General features: G+C 69.0%; 14 protein-coding genes. 8 read left to right on the top strand and 6 right to left on the bottom strand.

Going from position 1 to position 15,214, the window contains the following annotated elements; translation table 11 throughout:
* Positions 1-7: 7 nt before the first annotated feature.
* From KF689_10725 to KF689_10715, 3 genes are all read right to left on the bottom strand, one after another.
* Positions 8-1,651 (bottom strand): peptide ABC transporter substrate-binding protein, encoded by a 1,644-nt coding sequence (locus KF689_10725; protein MBX3133844.1) that lies wholly within the window; start codon positions 1,649-1,651, stop codon positions 8-10.
* A gap of 85 nt (positions 1,652-1,736) precedes the next feature.
* Positions 1,737-2,516, bottom strand: a complete 780-nt coding sequence (locus KF689_10720; GenBank protein MBX3133843.1) for a lipoate--protein ligase family protein — start codon at positions 2,514-2,516, stop codon at positions 1,737-1,739.
* Complete coding sequence (locus tag KF689_10715) at positions 2,517-2,672, bottom strand: hypothetical protein (protein ID MBX3133842.1); 156 nt, start codon at positions 2,670-2,672, stop codon at positions 2,517-2,519.
* 234 nt (positions 2,673-2,906) lie between these two features.
* Here KF689_10715 and gcvP point away from each other — a divergent pair, with 234 nt between their 5' ends.
* Positions 2,907-5,792, top strand: coding sequence for an aminomethyl-transferring glycine dehydrogenase (gene gcvP / locus KF689_10710; protein MBX3133841.1), 2,886 nt, complete (start codon positions 2,907-2,909; stop codon positions 5,790-5,792).
* A gap of 149 nt (positions 5,793-5,941) precedes the next feature.
* Here the strand turns inward: gcvP and gcvH are convergent, their stop codons facing one another.
* The gene (gcvH, locus tag KF689_10705; GenBank protein MBX3133840.1) at positions 5,942-6,325 is read right to left on the bottom strand and encodes a glycine cleavage system protein GcvH; all 384 of its coding nucleotides are present in this window, start codon (positions 6,323-6,325) and stop codon (positions 5,942-5,944) included.
* A 71-nt stretch (positions 6,326-6,396) separates the two neighbouring features.
* Positions 6,397-6,990 carry a dephospho-CoA kinase gene (coaE, locus tag KF689_10700; protein ID MBX3133839.1) on the bottom strand — a complete coding sequence of 198 codons (594 nt, stop codon included), beginning with the start codon at positions 6,988-6,990 and terminating at the stop codon, positions 6,397-6,399.
* Between the two features lie 39 nt (positions 6,991-7,029).
* On the opposite strand from coaE, the gene KF689_10695 reads away from it, so the two are divergent.
* The gene (locus KF689_10695; GenBank protein ID MBX3133838.1) at positions 7,030-7,596 is read left to right on the top strand and encodes a prepilin-type N-terminal cleavage/methylation domain-containing protein; all 567 of its coding nucleotides are present in this window, start codon (positions 7,030-7,032) and stop codon (positions 7,594-7,596) included.
* Positions 7,597-7,603: 7 nt separating this feature from the next.
* On the opposite strand, the gene KF689_10690 is transcribed toward KF689_10695, so the two are convergent.
* A complete protein-coding gene (locus tag KF689_10690) occupies positions 7,604-8,374 on the bottom strand; it encodes a helix-turn-helix transcriptional regulator (protein ID MBX3133837.1) in 771 nt (256 codons plus the stop codon).
* Positions 8,375-8,394: 20 nt separating this feature from the next.
* On the opposite strand from KF689_10690, the gene KF689_10685 reads away from it, so the two are divergent.
* The 6 genes from KF689_10685 to KF689_10660 all read left to right on the top strand — a co-directional run bounded on the left by KF689_10685 (position 8,395) and on the right by KF689_10660 (position 15,156).
* Complete coding sequence (locus tag KF689_10685; protein MBX3133836.1) at positions 8,395-8,811, top strand: prepilin-type N-terminal cleavage/methylation domain-containing protein; 417 nt, start codon at positions 8,395-8,397, stop codon at positions 8,809-8,811.
* Between the two features lie 4 nt (positions 8,812-8,815).
* On the top strand, positions 8,816-9,925 hold the full coding sequence (locus KF689_10680) for a hypothetical protein (protein MBX3133835.1): 1,110 nt from the start codon (positions 8,816-8,818) through the stop codon (positions 9,923-9,925).
* Positions 9,922-12,093 carry a hypothetical protein gene (locus KF689_10675; protein MBX3133834.1) on the top strand — a complete coding sequence of 724 codons (2,172 nt, stop codon included), beginning with the start codon at positions 9,922-9,924 and terminating at the stop codon, positions 12,091-12,093. The genes KF689_10680 and KF689_10675 overlap by 4 nt, the downstream gene beginning before the upstream one ends.
* 144 nt (positions 12,094-12,237) lie before the next feature.
* The gene (locus KF689_10670; protein MBX3133833.1) at positions 12,238-12,780 is read left to right on the top strand and encodes an RNA polymerase sigma factor; all 543 of its coding nucleotides are present in this window, start codon (positions 12,238-12,240) and stop codon (positions 12,778-12,780) included.
* Positions 12,777-13,580, top strand: coding sequence for a hypothetical protein (locus tag KF689_10665; GenBank protein MBX3133832.1), 804 nt, complete (start codon positions 12,777-12,779; stop codon positions 13,578-13,580). Before KF689_10670 ends, KF689_10665 begins: the two co-directional genes overlap by 4 nt.
* A gap of 7 nt (positions 13,581-13,587) precedes the next feature.
* Positions 13,588-15,156, top strand: a complete 1,569-nt coding sequence (locus tag KF689_10660) for a HEAT repeat domain-containing protein (GenBank protein MBX3133831.1) — start codon at positions 13,588-13,590, stop codon at positions 15,154-15,156.
* The last annotated feature ends 58 nt before the right edge of the window (positions 15,157-15,214 follow it).

The raw sequence follows: 15,214 nt of genomic DNA, 5'->3' as shown, positions 1-15,214 counted from the left end.
CGACGGCTTACGGCGTCGTTCGGGCGTCACGCGGAAGCGGCTGCGCCGGATCCACCGACCACTCGTGCAGGTTGCGCCACCAGCCGTCGGCGCGCCAGGCCGGCACGTTGAGGCGGCGATGCACGGCCGCGACGGTGCGCGGTTCGTACAGGAACATCGCCGCAGCGTCCTCGGCGAGGATGCGATACGCACGTGCGAGTTCCGCCTTTGCCGTGGCGCGATCCATCGCATTGAGGCCGGCCTCGACTGCGGCATCAAAATCGGCGCTTTCGTAGCGTCCGTCGTTCAGCGAGCCCCAGCCCGGTCGACTCGAGGAACCCCAGGTGCTGCGGATGCCGCTGGCGCTGGGCGTCGTGAGCCAGCCGCCGAAGACGAGGTCGAATCGCCCTTGCTGTCGCTTCTGCGTGAACGTCTGGTTCTCGGCGCGCTCGACGTCCATCGCGACGCCGACCTGCCGCAACTGCTCCTGGATGCGCACGGCGGCCTGCTCGCGGTTGCGGCTCGACCCCGGCACCAGCGCGGTGAAGGCGAGGCGCCGGCCGTCGCGCCGGCGGATGCCGTCGCGCGCGTCCACGCGCCAGCCAAGTGAGTCGAGCAACGCGGCGGCGCGGGCACGATCAAACGGAAGTGCCCGCATCGTGGAGTCGAAGACGTCCTGCGCGTGCACGGCTGGCGCTTGGGACACGTAGGCCAGCGTATCGAAGATGGCCTTGACCACCTGCTCGCGGTCCACGGCAAAGCTGATCGCGCGGCGCAGGTTGCGGTCGGCGAACAGCGGGTGCGGGCGCGAGCGGTCGCGCGCGTCGCGGAGATTGAAGGCGGCGTAGGCGTAGTCGAAGGCGCGGCCCATCTGCAGGCGCACGTGCGGGTAGCGCTGGGCCTCGGCGATGTCGCCGGCGGGGACGAGCTCCCATACGTCGGCCTGCTCGGTCCAGATCTTCGCGAGGCCGGTGGCTGGCTCCGGTGACACGCTGAGCACGACACGGTCCAGCCGCGCGCGCTCGCGATAGTAGTCGTCGAAGGCCACGAGCTCGAGCCGCTCCAGCGGCTGCCAGACGACGAAGCGGAACGCCCCGCTGCCGACCGGCTGCCGCGCCAGCGCGCTGGTGGCGAGCGGCGTGCCATCGGTCGGGAGGAGGTGCGCGGGCATCGGCACGATCAGCGACGCAGCATAGAACTGTTCAGGCGAGCGGCGCGTCCAGCTGATGCGCACCGTGCGCTGGTCCACCGCAGCGACATTGCTGACGTCGGCGATGTTGGCGCGCACCGACGAGCCGATGCTGGAGTCGGCGAAGAGGCGATATCCGGCTTCGACGTCTGCGGCGGTGACGGCGCGGCCGTCGTGCCAGCGGGCGTCGGGATGCAGCGTGAATGTGATGGACAGCGAGTCGGCGCTCCAACTCCAGCGCGACGCGAGCCGCGGACGGAAGTCGGCGTCTCCGACGGTGTTGAGCGAGGGGCCGATCTCGGCGAGACGATCGAACAGCAGTTCGGAGGCGAGGCGTCCCTGCGAGGTGCGCACCAGCGGCGGTAGCAACGCGTCGGCGTCGGCCGCGGCGGCGATGACAACCGTGCCGCCGAGCGGGCCGGAGGACGAGTCGCCACCACAGGCGGCGAGGGCGAGCGCGACGAGACAGGAGAGGCGGCGCATACGCAGGGGGAGGGTGGTCGGGTGCAACGAGGCGGGTCCGTCCGGGCGTGCGTCGTTCAACTTACGCCCGACCGGCCGCCAGTGCTCAGCGTCGCCAGGTCCAGGCGGGATCGCGATAGTGGCGCTCGAGCCTCGCGATGTCCGCACCGAGAGTTCGCGCCAGTTCATCCTCCTTCAGGTCGATTGGCTCCGCGCCGCTTGCACGGTGCAGTGCCGCACGCATCGCCGCGTGCACTTCATCGGCGCTGACGTCGCGGCCGAGGGCGTCTTGCAGCGTGGCGGCGGGCGGCACCGCTTCGGTATTCCCCCGCAGGCTGGCGACCATCGCCTGGTCGTCGGCCAGCAGGATGGATCCGTGCTGCAGCAGGGCGCGCTCGTCGCGGCGCTGCGCGCTGCCGACGAGCTTGCGTCCGCCGACGACCAGCTCACCGGCATTGGGCTCCGCGAAGCAGGCGGCGCCGTCAGGGGCGGTGGCGCGCCCTCGCCGCTCGGCTTCGGACGCGGCGACGCCGAGTCGTTGCAGGGCGTCGAGCAGGAGCGCGTTGATGGCGCGGAAGGTCTCGCCGAGTGTTCGGCCCTGCGTCGGGGCCGTGACGCTGTAGGTGACCTCGCGGTGGTGGAGCAGGGCGCGGCCGCCGGTGGGCCGTCGGACCACGTCCACGCCCCGCGCGGCAACGGCAGTCGCGTCGAGCCGTGCGCGCTCGTGCATCCCGAGCGAAAGGGTCGGGCGCGTCCAGGCATACAGACGCAGCACCGCATCGTCGGCCGTGGCGGCGCGCTCAAAGAGCGCGTGGTCCACGGCCATATTGGTCGCCCCGTCGGCGGGTGGGCTGACGAGCAGGCGCCAACGGCTGCCCAGCGGCATCTAGCGGACGATCACGTAATAGATGACGTAGAACCAGCTGAAGATGCCGTGCAGAATCGCCCAGAGCACGGACTTGTTGACGCTCCAGCTGATGGCGATGGCGAGGGCGGAGCCGAAGCTGATACCGGATTTGGCGACTTCGATTCTGGTGGACATCGCGGAGGGGGGAGAGGGGAGAGGGGGAGGGGGGTGACGGCGGGGAGAGGGGAGACGGGAGAGGGTTGGGAGATGGGAGACGGGCGCCTTCCGTCTTGCCCCATCCAATCTACGCACCTCCAGCGCAACCCGACTAAATTCCTCAACGCGCGCCGACGTCCAGCCGGTCGTGCTCATTCCGCAGGTTTCGCCCCCCGGTGACCCAGGGCCTCAGGCCCTTGAGGAGTCCCATCAGTGTCCGCTTCCGCGTCCGCGCATCCCGCGCCCGACACCTTCGTCAGCCGCCACCTCGGTCCGTCCGAGGCTGAGCAGGCCGAAATGCTCAAGACCCTCGGCTACTCGTCGCTCGATGCGTTCATCGATGCGACCGTGCCTGACAACATCCGTCTGCGACGCCCGCTGGCGCTGCCGGCGGCGCAGTCCGAGCAGGAGGCGCTGGCCGCCTTCCGCGCCGAGATGAGCGCCAACGAGGTGCGGCGCTCCTTCATTGGAATGGGCTACTACGACACGCACGTGCCGGCGGTGATCCAGCGCAACATCCTCGAGAATCCGGGCTGGTACACCGCGTACACGCCCTACCAGGCCGAGATTGCGCAGGGACGGCTCGAGGCGCTGCTGAACTATCAGACCGTGGTGAGCGATCTCACGGGCCTGCCGATCGCCAACGCTTCGCTGCTCGACGAAGGCACCGCGGCCGCCGAGGCGGTGACGATGGTGCACGGTATCGTCGGCAAGGACGGACGCGACACCTTCCTCATCGCCAAGGACTGCCACCCGCAGACGATCGAGGTGGTGACGGCGCGCGCCGAGGCGCGCGGCGTGGAGGTGAAGGTCGTGGACGTGACGAAGATGAAGCCCAACAAGAAGGTCGCGGGCGTGCTGCTCCAGTACCCGAACACGACCGGCCAGGTGGAGGACTACCGCGAGCTCTGCGATCGCGTGCACGCGGCGGGTGGCCTGGTGATCGTCGCGACGGACCTGCTGGCGCTGACGCTACTCACGCCGCCGGGCGAGTGGGGCGCGGACGTGGCGGTGGGCAACTCGCAGCGCTTTGGCGTGCCGTACGGCTTCGGCGGACCGCACGCGGCGTTCTTCGCCACCAAGGACGACTACAAGCGGCAGATCCCGGGCCGCATCATCGGCGTCTCGCGCGATTCGTCGGGCAAGCCGGCGCTGCGGATGGCGCTGCAGACGCGCGAGCAGCACATCCGCCGCGAGAAGGCGACGTCAAATGTGTGCACGGCGCAGGTGCTGCTCGCCGTGATGGCGGGGATGTACGCGGTGTGGCACGGTCCCGAGGGCCTCAAGCGCATCGCGATGCGCGTGCATCACCGCGCAGAGCTCTTCGCGGCCGGCCTGCGCAAGCTCGGCATCGAGCCGCAGGCGGGCATCTACTTCGACACCGTCACGGTGCCGGTGGGTGGCAACCTCCGGAAGATCGTGAAAGCCGCCGGCAAGCTCGGCATCAACCTCCGCGTCGTGGACCGCAAGACGCTGGGCGTGTCGATGGGCGAGAACACCACCGTCGCCGACGTCAGCGACCTGCTGACCGCCTTCAACCTCGGCGCGGCGCACGGGCTCGACCTCGACGCCCTCGCCAAGACGGTGGACGCGCGCTACGACGAGCGCGTGCGCCGCAGCAGCGACTTCCTCACGCACCCGACCTTCTCCAAGTACCACTCGGAGACGGAGATGCTGCGCTATATGCGTACGCTGGAGTCGCGCGACCTGTCGCTGACGCACTCGATGATCCCGCTGGGCAGCTGCACGATGAAGCTCAACGCCAGCGCCGAGATGTATCCGGTGACCTGGAGCGAGGTGGGCGGCCTCCATCCCTTCGCGCCGGCGGAGCAGGCCAAGGGCTATCAGTCGATGTTCGGCCGCCTGGAGAAGGCGTTGGCCGAGGTGACGGGCTTCGCCGCGGTCTCGCTGCAGCCGAACGCCGGCTCGCAGGGTGAGTACGCCGGGCTGCTGGTGATCCGCGCATACCACCGCGCGCGCGGGCAGGGCCACCGCACGGTGTGCCTGATCCCGCAGTCGGCGCACGGCACCAACCCCGCCTCGGCGGTGATGGCGGGAATGCAGGTGGTAGTGTGCGCGACCGACGCCAACGGCAACATCGACGTGGCCGACCTGCGGGCGAAGGCCGAACAGCACTCGCAGAACCTCGCGGCGCTGATGGTGACGTATCCCAGCACGCACGGCGTGTTCGAGGAGAGCATCAAGGACATCTGCGCGATCATCCACGAGCACGGCGGCCAGGTGTACCTGGACGGCGCGAATATGAATGCGATGGTCGGCCTCAGCCGTCCGGGCGACATCGGTGCGGACGTCTGCCACCTGAACCTGCACAAGACCTTCTGCATCCCGCACGGCGGCGGCGGCCCGGGGATGGGCCCGATCGGCGTGGTGGCGCACTTGGCGCCGTACCTGCCGGGCCACGGCGTGGTGGGCCTCGAGCCGAAGGATACGCGCATCGGTGCGGTGAGCGCAGCGCCCTGGGGCTCGGCGAGCATCCTGCCCATCTCGATGATGTACATCGATATGATGGGCGGCGAGGGCCTCACCGAGGCGACGAAGGTCGCGATCCTCAACGCCAACTACATCGCCGCGCGGCTCAAGGGGCACTACGAGGTGCTCTACAAGGGCAAGAACGGCCACGTGGCGCACGAGTGCATCCTCGACACGCGGCCGCTCAAGCAGTTGGCCGGCGTCGAGGTGGAGGACATCGCCAAGCGCCTGATGGACTACGGCTTCCACGCGCCGACGGTGAGCTTCCCGGTGGCGGGAACGCTGATGATCGAGCCGACGGAGAGCGAGTCGAAGGCCGAGCTGGATCGCTTCGTGGAGGCGATGATCAGCATCCGCGAGGAGGTCCGGGACATCGAGCGCGGGGTGCTCTCGCGCGAGGACAACCCGCTGGCGCACGCGCCGCACACGCAGGACGTGGTCGTGAGCGATGCCTGGGCGCGCGGCTACTCGCGTGAGCGGGCGGCGTATCCGTTGCCGTGGGTGCGCGAGCGGAAGTTCTGGCCGGCGGTCGGGCGCGTGGAGTCGGCGTTCGGGGACCGTAACCTGGTGTGCTCGTGCCCGCCGATTGAGGAGTACGCGCAGGCGTAACTGCTCATTCACCACAGAGGGCACAGAGGACGCAGAGCACTACAATTGCTTGGGGGCTCGCACGGAACCATCGGTGCGAGCCCCCCAAGTCTTGCTGTTGCGGTTCTCTGTGTACTCTGTGCCCTCTGTGGTGAACCGCCGTTCAGCGGTTACTGCCCAATCAGCTTCCCGTACGCCGCGGCATCCATCAGCCCGGCGAGGTCGGCGGCGGACACCTTCATCTTGATCATCCAGCCATCCCCGTAGGGATCGGTGTTCACGAGCGCCGGCTCCCCATCGAGCTTGCCGTTGACCTCGACGATCTCGCCGGCCAGCGGCGCGTAGAGCTCGCTGACGGCCTTCACGGCCTCGATGGTGCCGAACACGTCGTGGGCGGCGAGCTTCTTGCCGGCCTTGGGGAGGTCGAGGAAGACGATGTCACCGAGTTCGCCCTGGGCGTAGTCGGTGATGCCGACGAGGACGGTGCCATCGCTGTTCTTCTTCACGTACTCGTGGTCCTTCGTATAGAGCAGATCCGCCGGGATCGACGACACGTGCAGCTCCGAGAGGGGGGTCGGGAAGGAATTGGCCAACGGGCGAAGGCTACCCCGCCCGCGGGGGAGAATCAAGCAGTGAGCTCTGCCCAGAGCGCGTCCACCTGCGCGTCGAGCGCCTCGCGGGAGCCGCTGTTGTCGAGCAGGTGATGCGCCTGCGCCCGCTTCGACTCCGGCGGCATCTGGGCGGCGATCATCGCGTCGGCCTCGGCGGGGCTGAGTCCGCGGTCGCGGATGAGGCGCTCCTTGCGGACCGCGGCCGGTGCGTCGACGAGGATGATGCGGTCGACAGCCGATTCCAAGCCGGCCTCGAAGAGCAGCGGGATGTCGCACACGACGACCGTGGCGCCGGAGGCCCGGAGCCGAGCGAGGGCTGCGCGGCGCAAGCGGTCAACCTCGGGATGGACGATGGCGTTGAGGGCGTCGCGGGCAGCGGCGTCGGTGAAGACGATGCGCCGGAGCGCGGCGCGATCGAGGCGGCCGTCGGCAGCGAGCACGCCCGGCCCGAAGCGCGCGACGATGGCGGCAAGGGCAGGAGCGCCGGGCTCGACGGCCTCGCGGGCGAGGAGGTCGGCGTCCACGATGGGCGCGCCGAGGGCGGCGAGCCGGGCGGCAACGACGGACTTGCCGGCGGCGATGTTGCCGGTGAGGCCGAGGACGAGCATCGCACAAGAGTAGCGTGGCGGCGTAGATTGCGCATCGTGATGCGCCAGCGCCGAGGGTTCACCTTGCTCGAGATCCTGATGGTGATGACCCTCATCGGGATCGTCTCCGGCTGGATGGTCGCGCGGTTCACCAGTGCGCGGTACCGGATGGACGCCAACGTGCGGCTCATCCAGAACGTGGTGATCGGCGCGCAGCAGTCGGCCATCGCGCGCGGGATTCCGGTGCAGCTGATGTTCGATGCCTCTGGCGAGTCGGGGCATCGGATCCGCGTCTTGCTCGACTCCGACGATGACGGCCAAGTCTCGGTGAACGAGACTGTCTCGTACCGTCCGCTGGAGGGCGCGCTGTTCCTCGCGCCGGACTCCACGCTCGATGCGGCGACGCCCGCCTATGTGACCGGTCCGGGGCTCGTGACTGGCCGCCCTGCCCTCCAGCAGGCCGTGCGCATCGGCGCCAACGGGACGTTGGGCGGCGACGTCGTCATCTACATCGGAACCACGGTGACGCGACCGCAGGAGATGCGGGCGGTGGTGATCACGGGCGCGACGGCGCGCACCGCGTTCTGGACGCGCTCAAGCGGGAGTTGGACGCGGCGCGAGTACTGAGGGGCGCTCAGCTCCGGGTGCCGAGCTCCAGCAGGAAGCGGCTGGCGACCCAGGCGGCGCCGCCCTTGGCACGGATCTCCTGGGGTGTGGCGCCCAAGTAGCGCTGGCAAGTATTGCGGAACGCCGAGCCAGAGGGGAAGTCGAGCAGGCGCGCGACGCCGTCGGCCGTCTTCCGTTCGTCCTCCAGCATCTGCGCGGCGACAACCAGCCGGCCCCAGGTGATGAGCTTCTGCGGCGGCGGGGCGCCGGCTTCGTCGAGGCCGGAGAGCAGGGCGCGCTTGTTGGCGCCGCAGATTTCGGCCAGGCGTTGCCCCGTGAGTCGGAGATGCGCCCGGGTGACCGCGACCATTATCGCGTCGCGGACCAGTGGGGTGTACTTGGCCAATCTCGGGCGGAGCATCTGCGCAATGCCGCGGGCCTCGGCGCGTTCGAGCACCGCGCGGAAGGCGGTGGGCGTATCGTCCAGGCCGGCGATGAGCAGGCCGTCGAGGCCCGCGCGGCCGGCGTCGAAGAGGTCGCGGGCCCGCTCCGGGACCACTGTGACGTAGGCCACAAGCGTGAGCCGTTCGGCGCGCATCTTGAGGCGGCGGATGACGTCGAAGTTGGCTCGTCCCTCGGCGAAGAGGTCGAGGATGGCGAGCGAGACGCCGTCCTGCTGGCAGGCCTGTTCGAGGGCCTCCCACGACGCGCAGTGGAGCAGCGTGTGGTCGTCGTGGACGGCCGCCCCCAGCCGCTTGAGCGCGGTGGGATCGGTGAGCATCGCGGCGATGGTGGCCATAGGGCTATAGTTTACGCTCTATGCGCGCCGTTCGCCTCCCGGCCAGGCCGGGGATGACCATCATCGAGGTGCTGTTCGCCATCGTCATCCTGTCGGGCGTGATGCTGGCGCTGTCGCAGTTTGGGCAGGGGTTCACGCGGGCTACGCGCAACGCGACGAACCTGACGCTGGCCAGCGACCTTGCGGCGGCACGGCTCGAGGCGGTACGGTCGCACTCGCGGTATGCGACGCTCGTCTCGACGTTCAATGGGACCACCGAGACCAGCGCGACCGCCACGGCGAACCCGTCGATGCAGGGCTACGATCCATTCACGCGGGCGACGGCGGCGGTGCGGACGCAGTCCGACACGACCGACTACGTGACCGTGACCGTCAGCGTCTCGTCGTACCTGTTGAACACGCCGATCGTGAAGACCACCGTCATCACGGCCTTCTGAGCAGATGCGCGCGCGCGGCGGTATGACGCTGGTCGAGATCATCGTCGCGATGGCGCTGACGTTGGCCGTGTTCGCCATCACGTTGCCGTTCGTGCGGGCGCAGACGCGGGCGCTGGGTTCGACCGCGGGACGGCTTGATGCCGACCAGATTGCGCGCTACGCGCAACGGGCGATTGACCGCGAGCTGCGTCTCGCGACGTCGGACCCTGGGCAGCCGCTGCTCGTGTACGCGGGGCCGCTGGGCATCGCCTTCACCGCCAACCTGCTGGCGCGTGATACGCTCGACCCGGCTGCGTTGGATGTGGATGCCAGCGCCGACTCGGCCATCACCGAGGGCTGGCGGCTTGCGAATGCCACGACGCTGCCGCTGACGTCCACGACATTCCCGACCGAGGCGTACTTCGATGCCGACGGGATTGCCAGCCGCAACGAGACCATCCAGTACTTCCTGCATCCCGATCCGGCCTGGGGCCGCTCGGATGTGTACACCCTGTATAGGCGGGTGAACGCGGCCGACTCGGTGCCCCTGGTGAGCAGCATCCACGTGCCGGCCGACTCGGCGTTCTTCTCGTACTTCACGGCATCGGGGGATACGCTGGTGGAGGTGGCGGCGGGGAGCCTGCCGATGCTGTGGACGGATGCCGCGCTGGCGAACGTACGAGCGGTTGGGCTGCGCTCGTCGGGGATCTACAAGGGGAAGATCGATACGAGCGACGTGATTCGGACGGTACGGTGGCGGACGGTGCTGCCGAACGCGGCGGCGGCGGCGGGGGTGGACTGTGGGGGAGCGCCGGGGGCGCCGAGTTCACCTTGGCACACCAAACAGACGGCGACGGGTAGCGGCTCCTATCACGTGAGGGTCGGATGGACCGCGTCGGGCGATGACTCCGCAGGCGACAGCGACGTGACACACTACGTCGTCTGGATTCGGTACAACAGCAGTCCGGTGACCTGGACGCGCGTGGCTGCGGTGCCTGCGCTCCGCGTGGGCTCGTATCGCTATGATCATTATCATCCGTCCCACAACGGCCAGGTGCGCTACGGTGTCAGCACCGTGGATTGCGGCGGTGCGACCTCCGCGGTGGTGCAGACCAACCCGGTGACCTTGCCTTGAGGGCGCGGCGCGCGCTGAAGGCCCGACGCGGATCGGCGCTCATCCTCGTCCTGCTGATGACACTGGCCGTGGCTGCGCTCGCCATCGCGGCGATCTTTATGTCGTCGAGCGCGGGGCTTCTCTCGCGGTTCTACGACAGGGAACGGGACTATCGGCTTGCGGCGGAATCGGCAATCGAGATGGTCGTGTCGCGGCTCGAGCACGACGTAACGCTGGGCATCCCGGACACGGGGATGCGGGTGTTGGCGAGCGGCCTGAAGATTCCCAACGCGGATGGTTCGGTCAGCTCGCAGCTGTCAGTGGATGTCTATGGTGCAGCTACGGGCGACACGTCGGGATTCTCGACGCCGCACATCACCCTCGTTGCGCGCGCGTGGGACGCCAATGGCACGCGCCACGTGCGGCGCGTGGACTTTCGGCGCGAGAGCTTCAGCCGATACCAGATGCTCGTGGACAGCTTTCCGGCCTCCCTGACGTTCGGGCCTGGCGTCTTCGCTGGGCGTGTGCACAGCAACGATGCCTGGCGTTCTGGCAGCACGGCGGCGACCGCGAGCACCTTCTTGGATTCCGTGACGACGGCGGCAGGTTTTGCCGGTACGTCCACCTTCAGCGGCGACTCGGCGGGCAACGTGCCGATGGTTGCGTATCCGGTCGACTCGACGTTCCCTCGGCTCGACACGCTCGCGCTCGCCGGGAACCTGCGGTTTGCGCCCGTCACTGGCTCTGGTGCAGGGTGGGTCCGCGGGAGTCGGCTTGAGTTTGTGGCGTTCGACGCGAATGCCAACGGGACGATAGAGAACGGCGAGGGTTACGCGCGGATCTTCGATCTCGCCGCAGGGATGGACACGTCGCGGCTCCGCGTGAGCGTCGACGCGTCCGACGGCTTCTATCGCTACACCTTCTTCATTCCGATCGGCCCGCAGTTCTACGCGAAGCCGTGGGACGACGCGGTGATCCAGAATCAGTGCGGTGCGTTCTACTACCGTGACGGCGAATGGCAGTTCTTCCCCGTCGCAGTACACCGGACGACTTGGGCCCGGGCGATCATCCAGCGCACGGGCGGCAGCAACTTTCCGTCGATCAACAACCCGACGATGAACGGGATGGATGCCTACGACTGGTCGTCGACCGAAGCAATCCTGAATCAGACGACGGCGCGCTGTTTCCCCGCTGGCAGTCCGTTCCTGATGCCGACGGAGCGCAAGACGAACGTTGCCGGTGTGGTCACAGGGACCGCGGCCGACACGGTGCCGTGGGGCGTTGCAGCCGGAACGGGGACTTACGGCGGACGCGACACTACGTTCACGCCGCAGTCGCGGTCGTGTCTGATCAACACCACGGAGGCGACCTCGAACGGGCGATGCGTGGCCGGAACCCTCGCCACGCTTGGTTCGTGGCGCGCCTTTGGTGGGACGGCGGTGAGTGGCATCGCGGCCACCGTGCGGCAGGCCGACGAACTTCCGTACCTCTGGCCGCTGGGCGGCGCATCGAACGCGGCATCCCGAGGCGTGATGCGGGCGACAGGGGGGCCGCTGTACTTGAGCGGACTGCTGCGAGGACAACTCACGCTCATTGTCGATGGCCCGGTCGTCATCATCGACCAACTCCAGCAGGTGCAGGACCCCGCCGACCCGGCGACCGCGGCTTGCGACGACCAACTGGGCGTCGTCGCGACCAGCGATATTCTCGTCGCCAACAACGCGCTGTTGCGTGCCAAGCGCATTGCCCATCAGCAGTCGCCGTCACTCGGCACGACGAACCCACCGAGCATCACCAAACACCTCGGCACTTCGCGCGAAGTGGCCGTCCACGCCCAGCTGATGAGCCTCACCGGCACCGTCGGCACCGAGGGCAACAACGTCGCCGCCGTCAACAGCGTCCCGCTGTCCTGCCCTGCCGACGCCGGCGGCAACACGGCCGCCGGATGCTTCCGCCTGGTGGGCGGCACCGCGATGCGCACCTACTCGCAGCTCTACAACGGCAACACCACCGGACTGCGCTGGGCGGGCATCCCCGACCGTTGCCAAATCACGAACCGCCGCCCCCCGTTCTTCCCCCTCACCAACCGCTACACCTGGGTCCGCTCGCTCGAGATCCGGAGCTCCCTCGCGAGCAACCCCGCCGCCATCCGCGCCATCCTGATGCGCCTGAAAGGCAAGACCCTCTAGCGCAACACCTTAGCGCTCGCGGCGGCCCGGTAGACACCCCACCCCCGCGCCCCCCGTACGGATTCGCACTCCCCCACGCAACCCTTTCCGGACTCCCCCTGTCTCTGGGGCGTACACCGAAGTCCGGCACGCGAATCCCACCCCGTGACAGACGCTCAACTCATCGCCGAGATCCTGCGGGGCAATCCACGCGCAGAGCGTCAGCTCTATGACGCGCACGTGGACCGCATCTACCGGCTGGCTTGGCGGATGGCTGGGGACGAGACCCTCGCCCGCGACTTCACGCAGGACACGTTCGTCCGGGCCTTCAGCAAGCTCGCCGACTTCCGGGGCGATTCGTCCCTCGCCACCTGGCTCCACGCCATCGCGACGTCGGTGATCCTCAACGGGCTCAAGAAGGTGCGGCGCATCCACGGGCGGGAACTGACCGGGGACACGCTGCCGGATGCCGAGGTCGCGACGCGCGAGGCCGAACCAGACCTCAAGCTGCGACTGCGCAAGGCGATCGATGGCCTCGCGGACGGCTACCGCACGGTGTTCGTGATGCACGACGTGGAAGGCTACACGCACGAGGAGATCGCCAGCGCGCTGGGAATCCAGCCAGGCACCTCCAAGGCACAGCTGCACCGGGCGCGGGCTCGGCTACGGGAAGAATTGGCGGAATTCGCCGGGGAGTGGGCATCGTGAGCGACGCACAGTTCGAGGACTTCATCAAGCGCGAGACGCGGGACTACAACGCCCCGCCGGCGGTGACGCCGCGCGACGAGATGTGGGAGGCGATCGTGGCGGCACGCGGCGCACGGTACGGCGCCGCAGCGGCACCGGACATCATTGCCATCGGACCGCGGCGCCCGCTCAAGCGCGTCGCACCCTGGATTGGGATGGCCGCCACGCTGCTCGTGGGCATCGGCATCGGTCGCTTCGTGATGGATGACCGCACTGCGCCGGCCACGGTCGCCGAACGGCCGGAGTCGAGCACTGCGCTCCCGGCCACGTCTGATACCGGCGCTCCGGCGACGGAGATCGCGGCGCCGCAGACCGAGACGAGCCTGCCTTCGCCGCTCACGAATCCGACGCAGCAGCTCGCGGCCGCTCCGCGCCGCAATGCACCCACGACGCTGCCGGCCGCGCTGCCGGCCGCCACGCGCGCCGACGGCAGCTCGCCGTCGATGCGCATTGCGTCCCGCGAGCATCTCGAGCGCGCCGAGGCGCTCGTCACCATCGTGGCCTCGATTCCCGCCGACGCCGTGATGGATTCCCTCACTGGCATCTGGGCCCGCGAGATGCTCGGCAGCACGCGACTCCTGCTCGATTCCCCCGCTGGCGACGACCCCGCGCGTCGCCGCTTGCTGGAGGACCTGGAGACGGTCCTCGTCCAACTCGTCCAGCGCTCGGGCACTACGGCGGAGGAGCGTGAGCTCCTCGACCGTACGCTCCAGCGCACGCAACTCCTGACCAGGCTGCGCAGTGGCGCAGCCGGCATCTGAGGTTCCTATGAAGCTCCTGACTCTCTCGCTCCTCGCGGCACTCGGCATCGGGACGGCCACCGACGCCATTTCGCGCCCCGACCCGCTCGCCACGTCGCGGCACATCCCGGCGGCCAGCTGGGCGCCGGCCGACACGGCCGACTCACTCTGGCGCCAAGGCCGCATCGCCATCGCCGACGAACGCTGGCGCGACGCCGCGCGCAGCTTCGAGCGCCTGGTGGAGCGGTATCCGAACTCCGCGTACGCCGGTGACGCGCTCTATTGGCAGGCCTTCGCGTTGCAGCGTTCTGGCGGCAACACGGAGATCCGCCGCGCGGTCGAGGTACTGGAACTGCAGCACGAGAAGCACGAGCAGAGCGCGACGTACGTCTCTGGCGAGTCCAGCGCCCTGCTGCGGCGTCTGCAGGGTCGGTTGGCGCGCAGCGGTGATGCCGCCTCCGCGGCAGCCATCGCCGAGATCGCGGCCTCGGCGGCGGGGATTGCCGCGCACGCGATGGCGGAAGTGATGCCGGTGGTCGCCGAGGAACTCCGGCGCGCGCAGCCGGAGATCCAAGCCGAGGTGGCGCGTGAGATGGCGGCGGCTCGGGCGGAGATGGCGCAGGCTCGCGCCGAGATGGCGACGGGCCTGCGGAGCGGCGCACAGGCACGGCGCGGCGGGCGCGACGAGATCCCGCCGGGCTGCGAAGGCGTGGTCGACGATGAACGCATCGAGGCGCTCAACGCCCTGATGCAGATGAACTCCGACCAGGCGATGCCGGTGTTGCGGCGCGTGCTCGAGCGCCGTGACCGCTGCTCGGAGGTCCTGCGCCGCAAGGCGGTGTTCATCGTCTCGCAGCGCCGCGGCGACGAGGCTGCCGAGATCCTGGTGAACGTGGCGCGCAACGACCCGGACCGCACGACGCGCTCGGAGGCGGTGTTCTGGCTCTCGCAGACGAACTCGCCGCGGGCGGTCGAGGTCCTCGAGCAGATCCTGCTCCGCGACACGCCGGACGCGGAGATGCAGAAGCGCGCGATCTTCTCGCTGTCGCAGACGCGCTCGTCGCGCGCCGCCACCATCCTCCGGGACTTCGTGCGGCGTCGCGAGGCCTCCAATGAGCTGCGTGGCGAGGCCATTTTCTGGCTCGGCCAGAACGGCGGCGGCGACAACAGCCAGTTCCTGCGCGAGCTCTTCCCGAGTCTCGACAACGACGAGCTGCGCGACAAGGTGCTCTTCAGCGTGGCGCAGCGCCGCTCGCCCGAGAACGCCGCGTGGCTGCTCGGTCGCGCCAAGGACCGGCAGCTCTCGGCCACCCTGCGGAAGTCGGCGCTGTTCTGGGCCAGCCAGTCGGGTGGCGCGACCGTCGCCGATCTCAGCGAGATCTACGACAACAGCCGGGACGATACCGAGTTGCGTGGCCAGGTGATCTTCGCGCTCTCGCAGCGCCGCAACGATCGCGCGGCGGTGGACAAGCTGCTGCAGATCGCCAGCCGCGAGGAGGACCGCGAGTTGCGCCGCCAGGCGGTGTTCTGGCTGGGGCAGAGCCGCGACCCGCGCGCGGTGCAGGCGCTGGACGAGATCATCAACAAGCCGTACTGAGATTGAGACGGATGACGGATGACGGAAGGTGGAAGCGTCCGAGCGCAGGCTCCCGTCC

Source organism: Gemmatimonadaceae bacterium (genome assembly GCA_019637355.1).
Classification (GTDB): Bacteria; Gemmatimonadota; Gemmatimonadetes; order Gemmatimonadales; family Gemmatimonadaceae; genus Pseudogemmatithrix.
Note: the sequence above shows the minus strand (reverse complement) of the source record. Positions and strands in the feature narration are given on the sequence as shown.

Excerpts from the sequence above, each read along its gene's own strand:
- KF689_10725 (MBX3133844.1), bottom strand. The coding sequence starts at position 1,651 with ATGCGCCGCCTCTCCTGTCTCGTCGCGCTCGCCCTCGCCGCCTGTGGT.
- KF689_10720 (MBX3133843.1), bottom strand. The coding sequence starts at position 2,516 with ATGCCGCTGGGCAGCCGTTGGCGCCTGCTCGTCAGCCCACCCGCCGAC.
- KF689_10715 (MBX3133842.1), bottom strand. The coding sequence starts at position 2,672 with ATGTCCACCAGAATCGAAGTCGCCAAATCCGGTATCAGCTTCGGCTCC.
- coaE (MBX3133839.1), bottom strand. The coding sequence starts at position 6,990 with ATGCTCGTCCTCGGCCTCACCGGCAACATCGCCGCCGGCAAGTCCGTC.
- KF689_10695 (MBX3133838.1), top strand. The coding sequence starts at position 7,030 with ATGCGCCAGCGCCGAGGGTTCACCTTGCTCGAGATCCTGATGGTGATG.
- KF689_10690 (MBX3133837.1), bottom strand. The coding sequence starts at position 8,374 with ATGGCCACCATCGCCGCGATGCTCACCGATCCCACCGCGCTCAAGCGG.
- KF689_10685 (MBX3133836.1), top strand. The coding sequence starts at position 8,395 with ATGCGCGCCGTTCGCCTCCCGGCCAGGCCGGGGATGACCATCATCGAG.
- KF689_10680 (MBX3133835.1), top strand. The coding sequence starts at position 8,816 with ATGCGCGCGCGCGGCGGTATGACGCTGGTCGAGATCATCGTCGCGATG.
- KF689_10660 (MBX3133831.1), top strand. The coding sequence starts at position 13,588 with ATGAAGCTCCTGACTCTCTCGCTCCTCGCGGCACTCGGCATCGGGACG.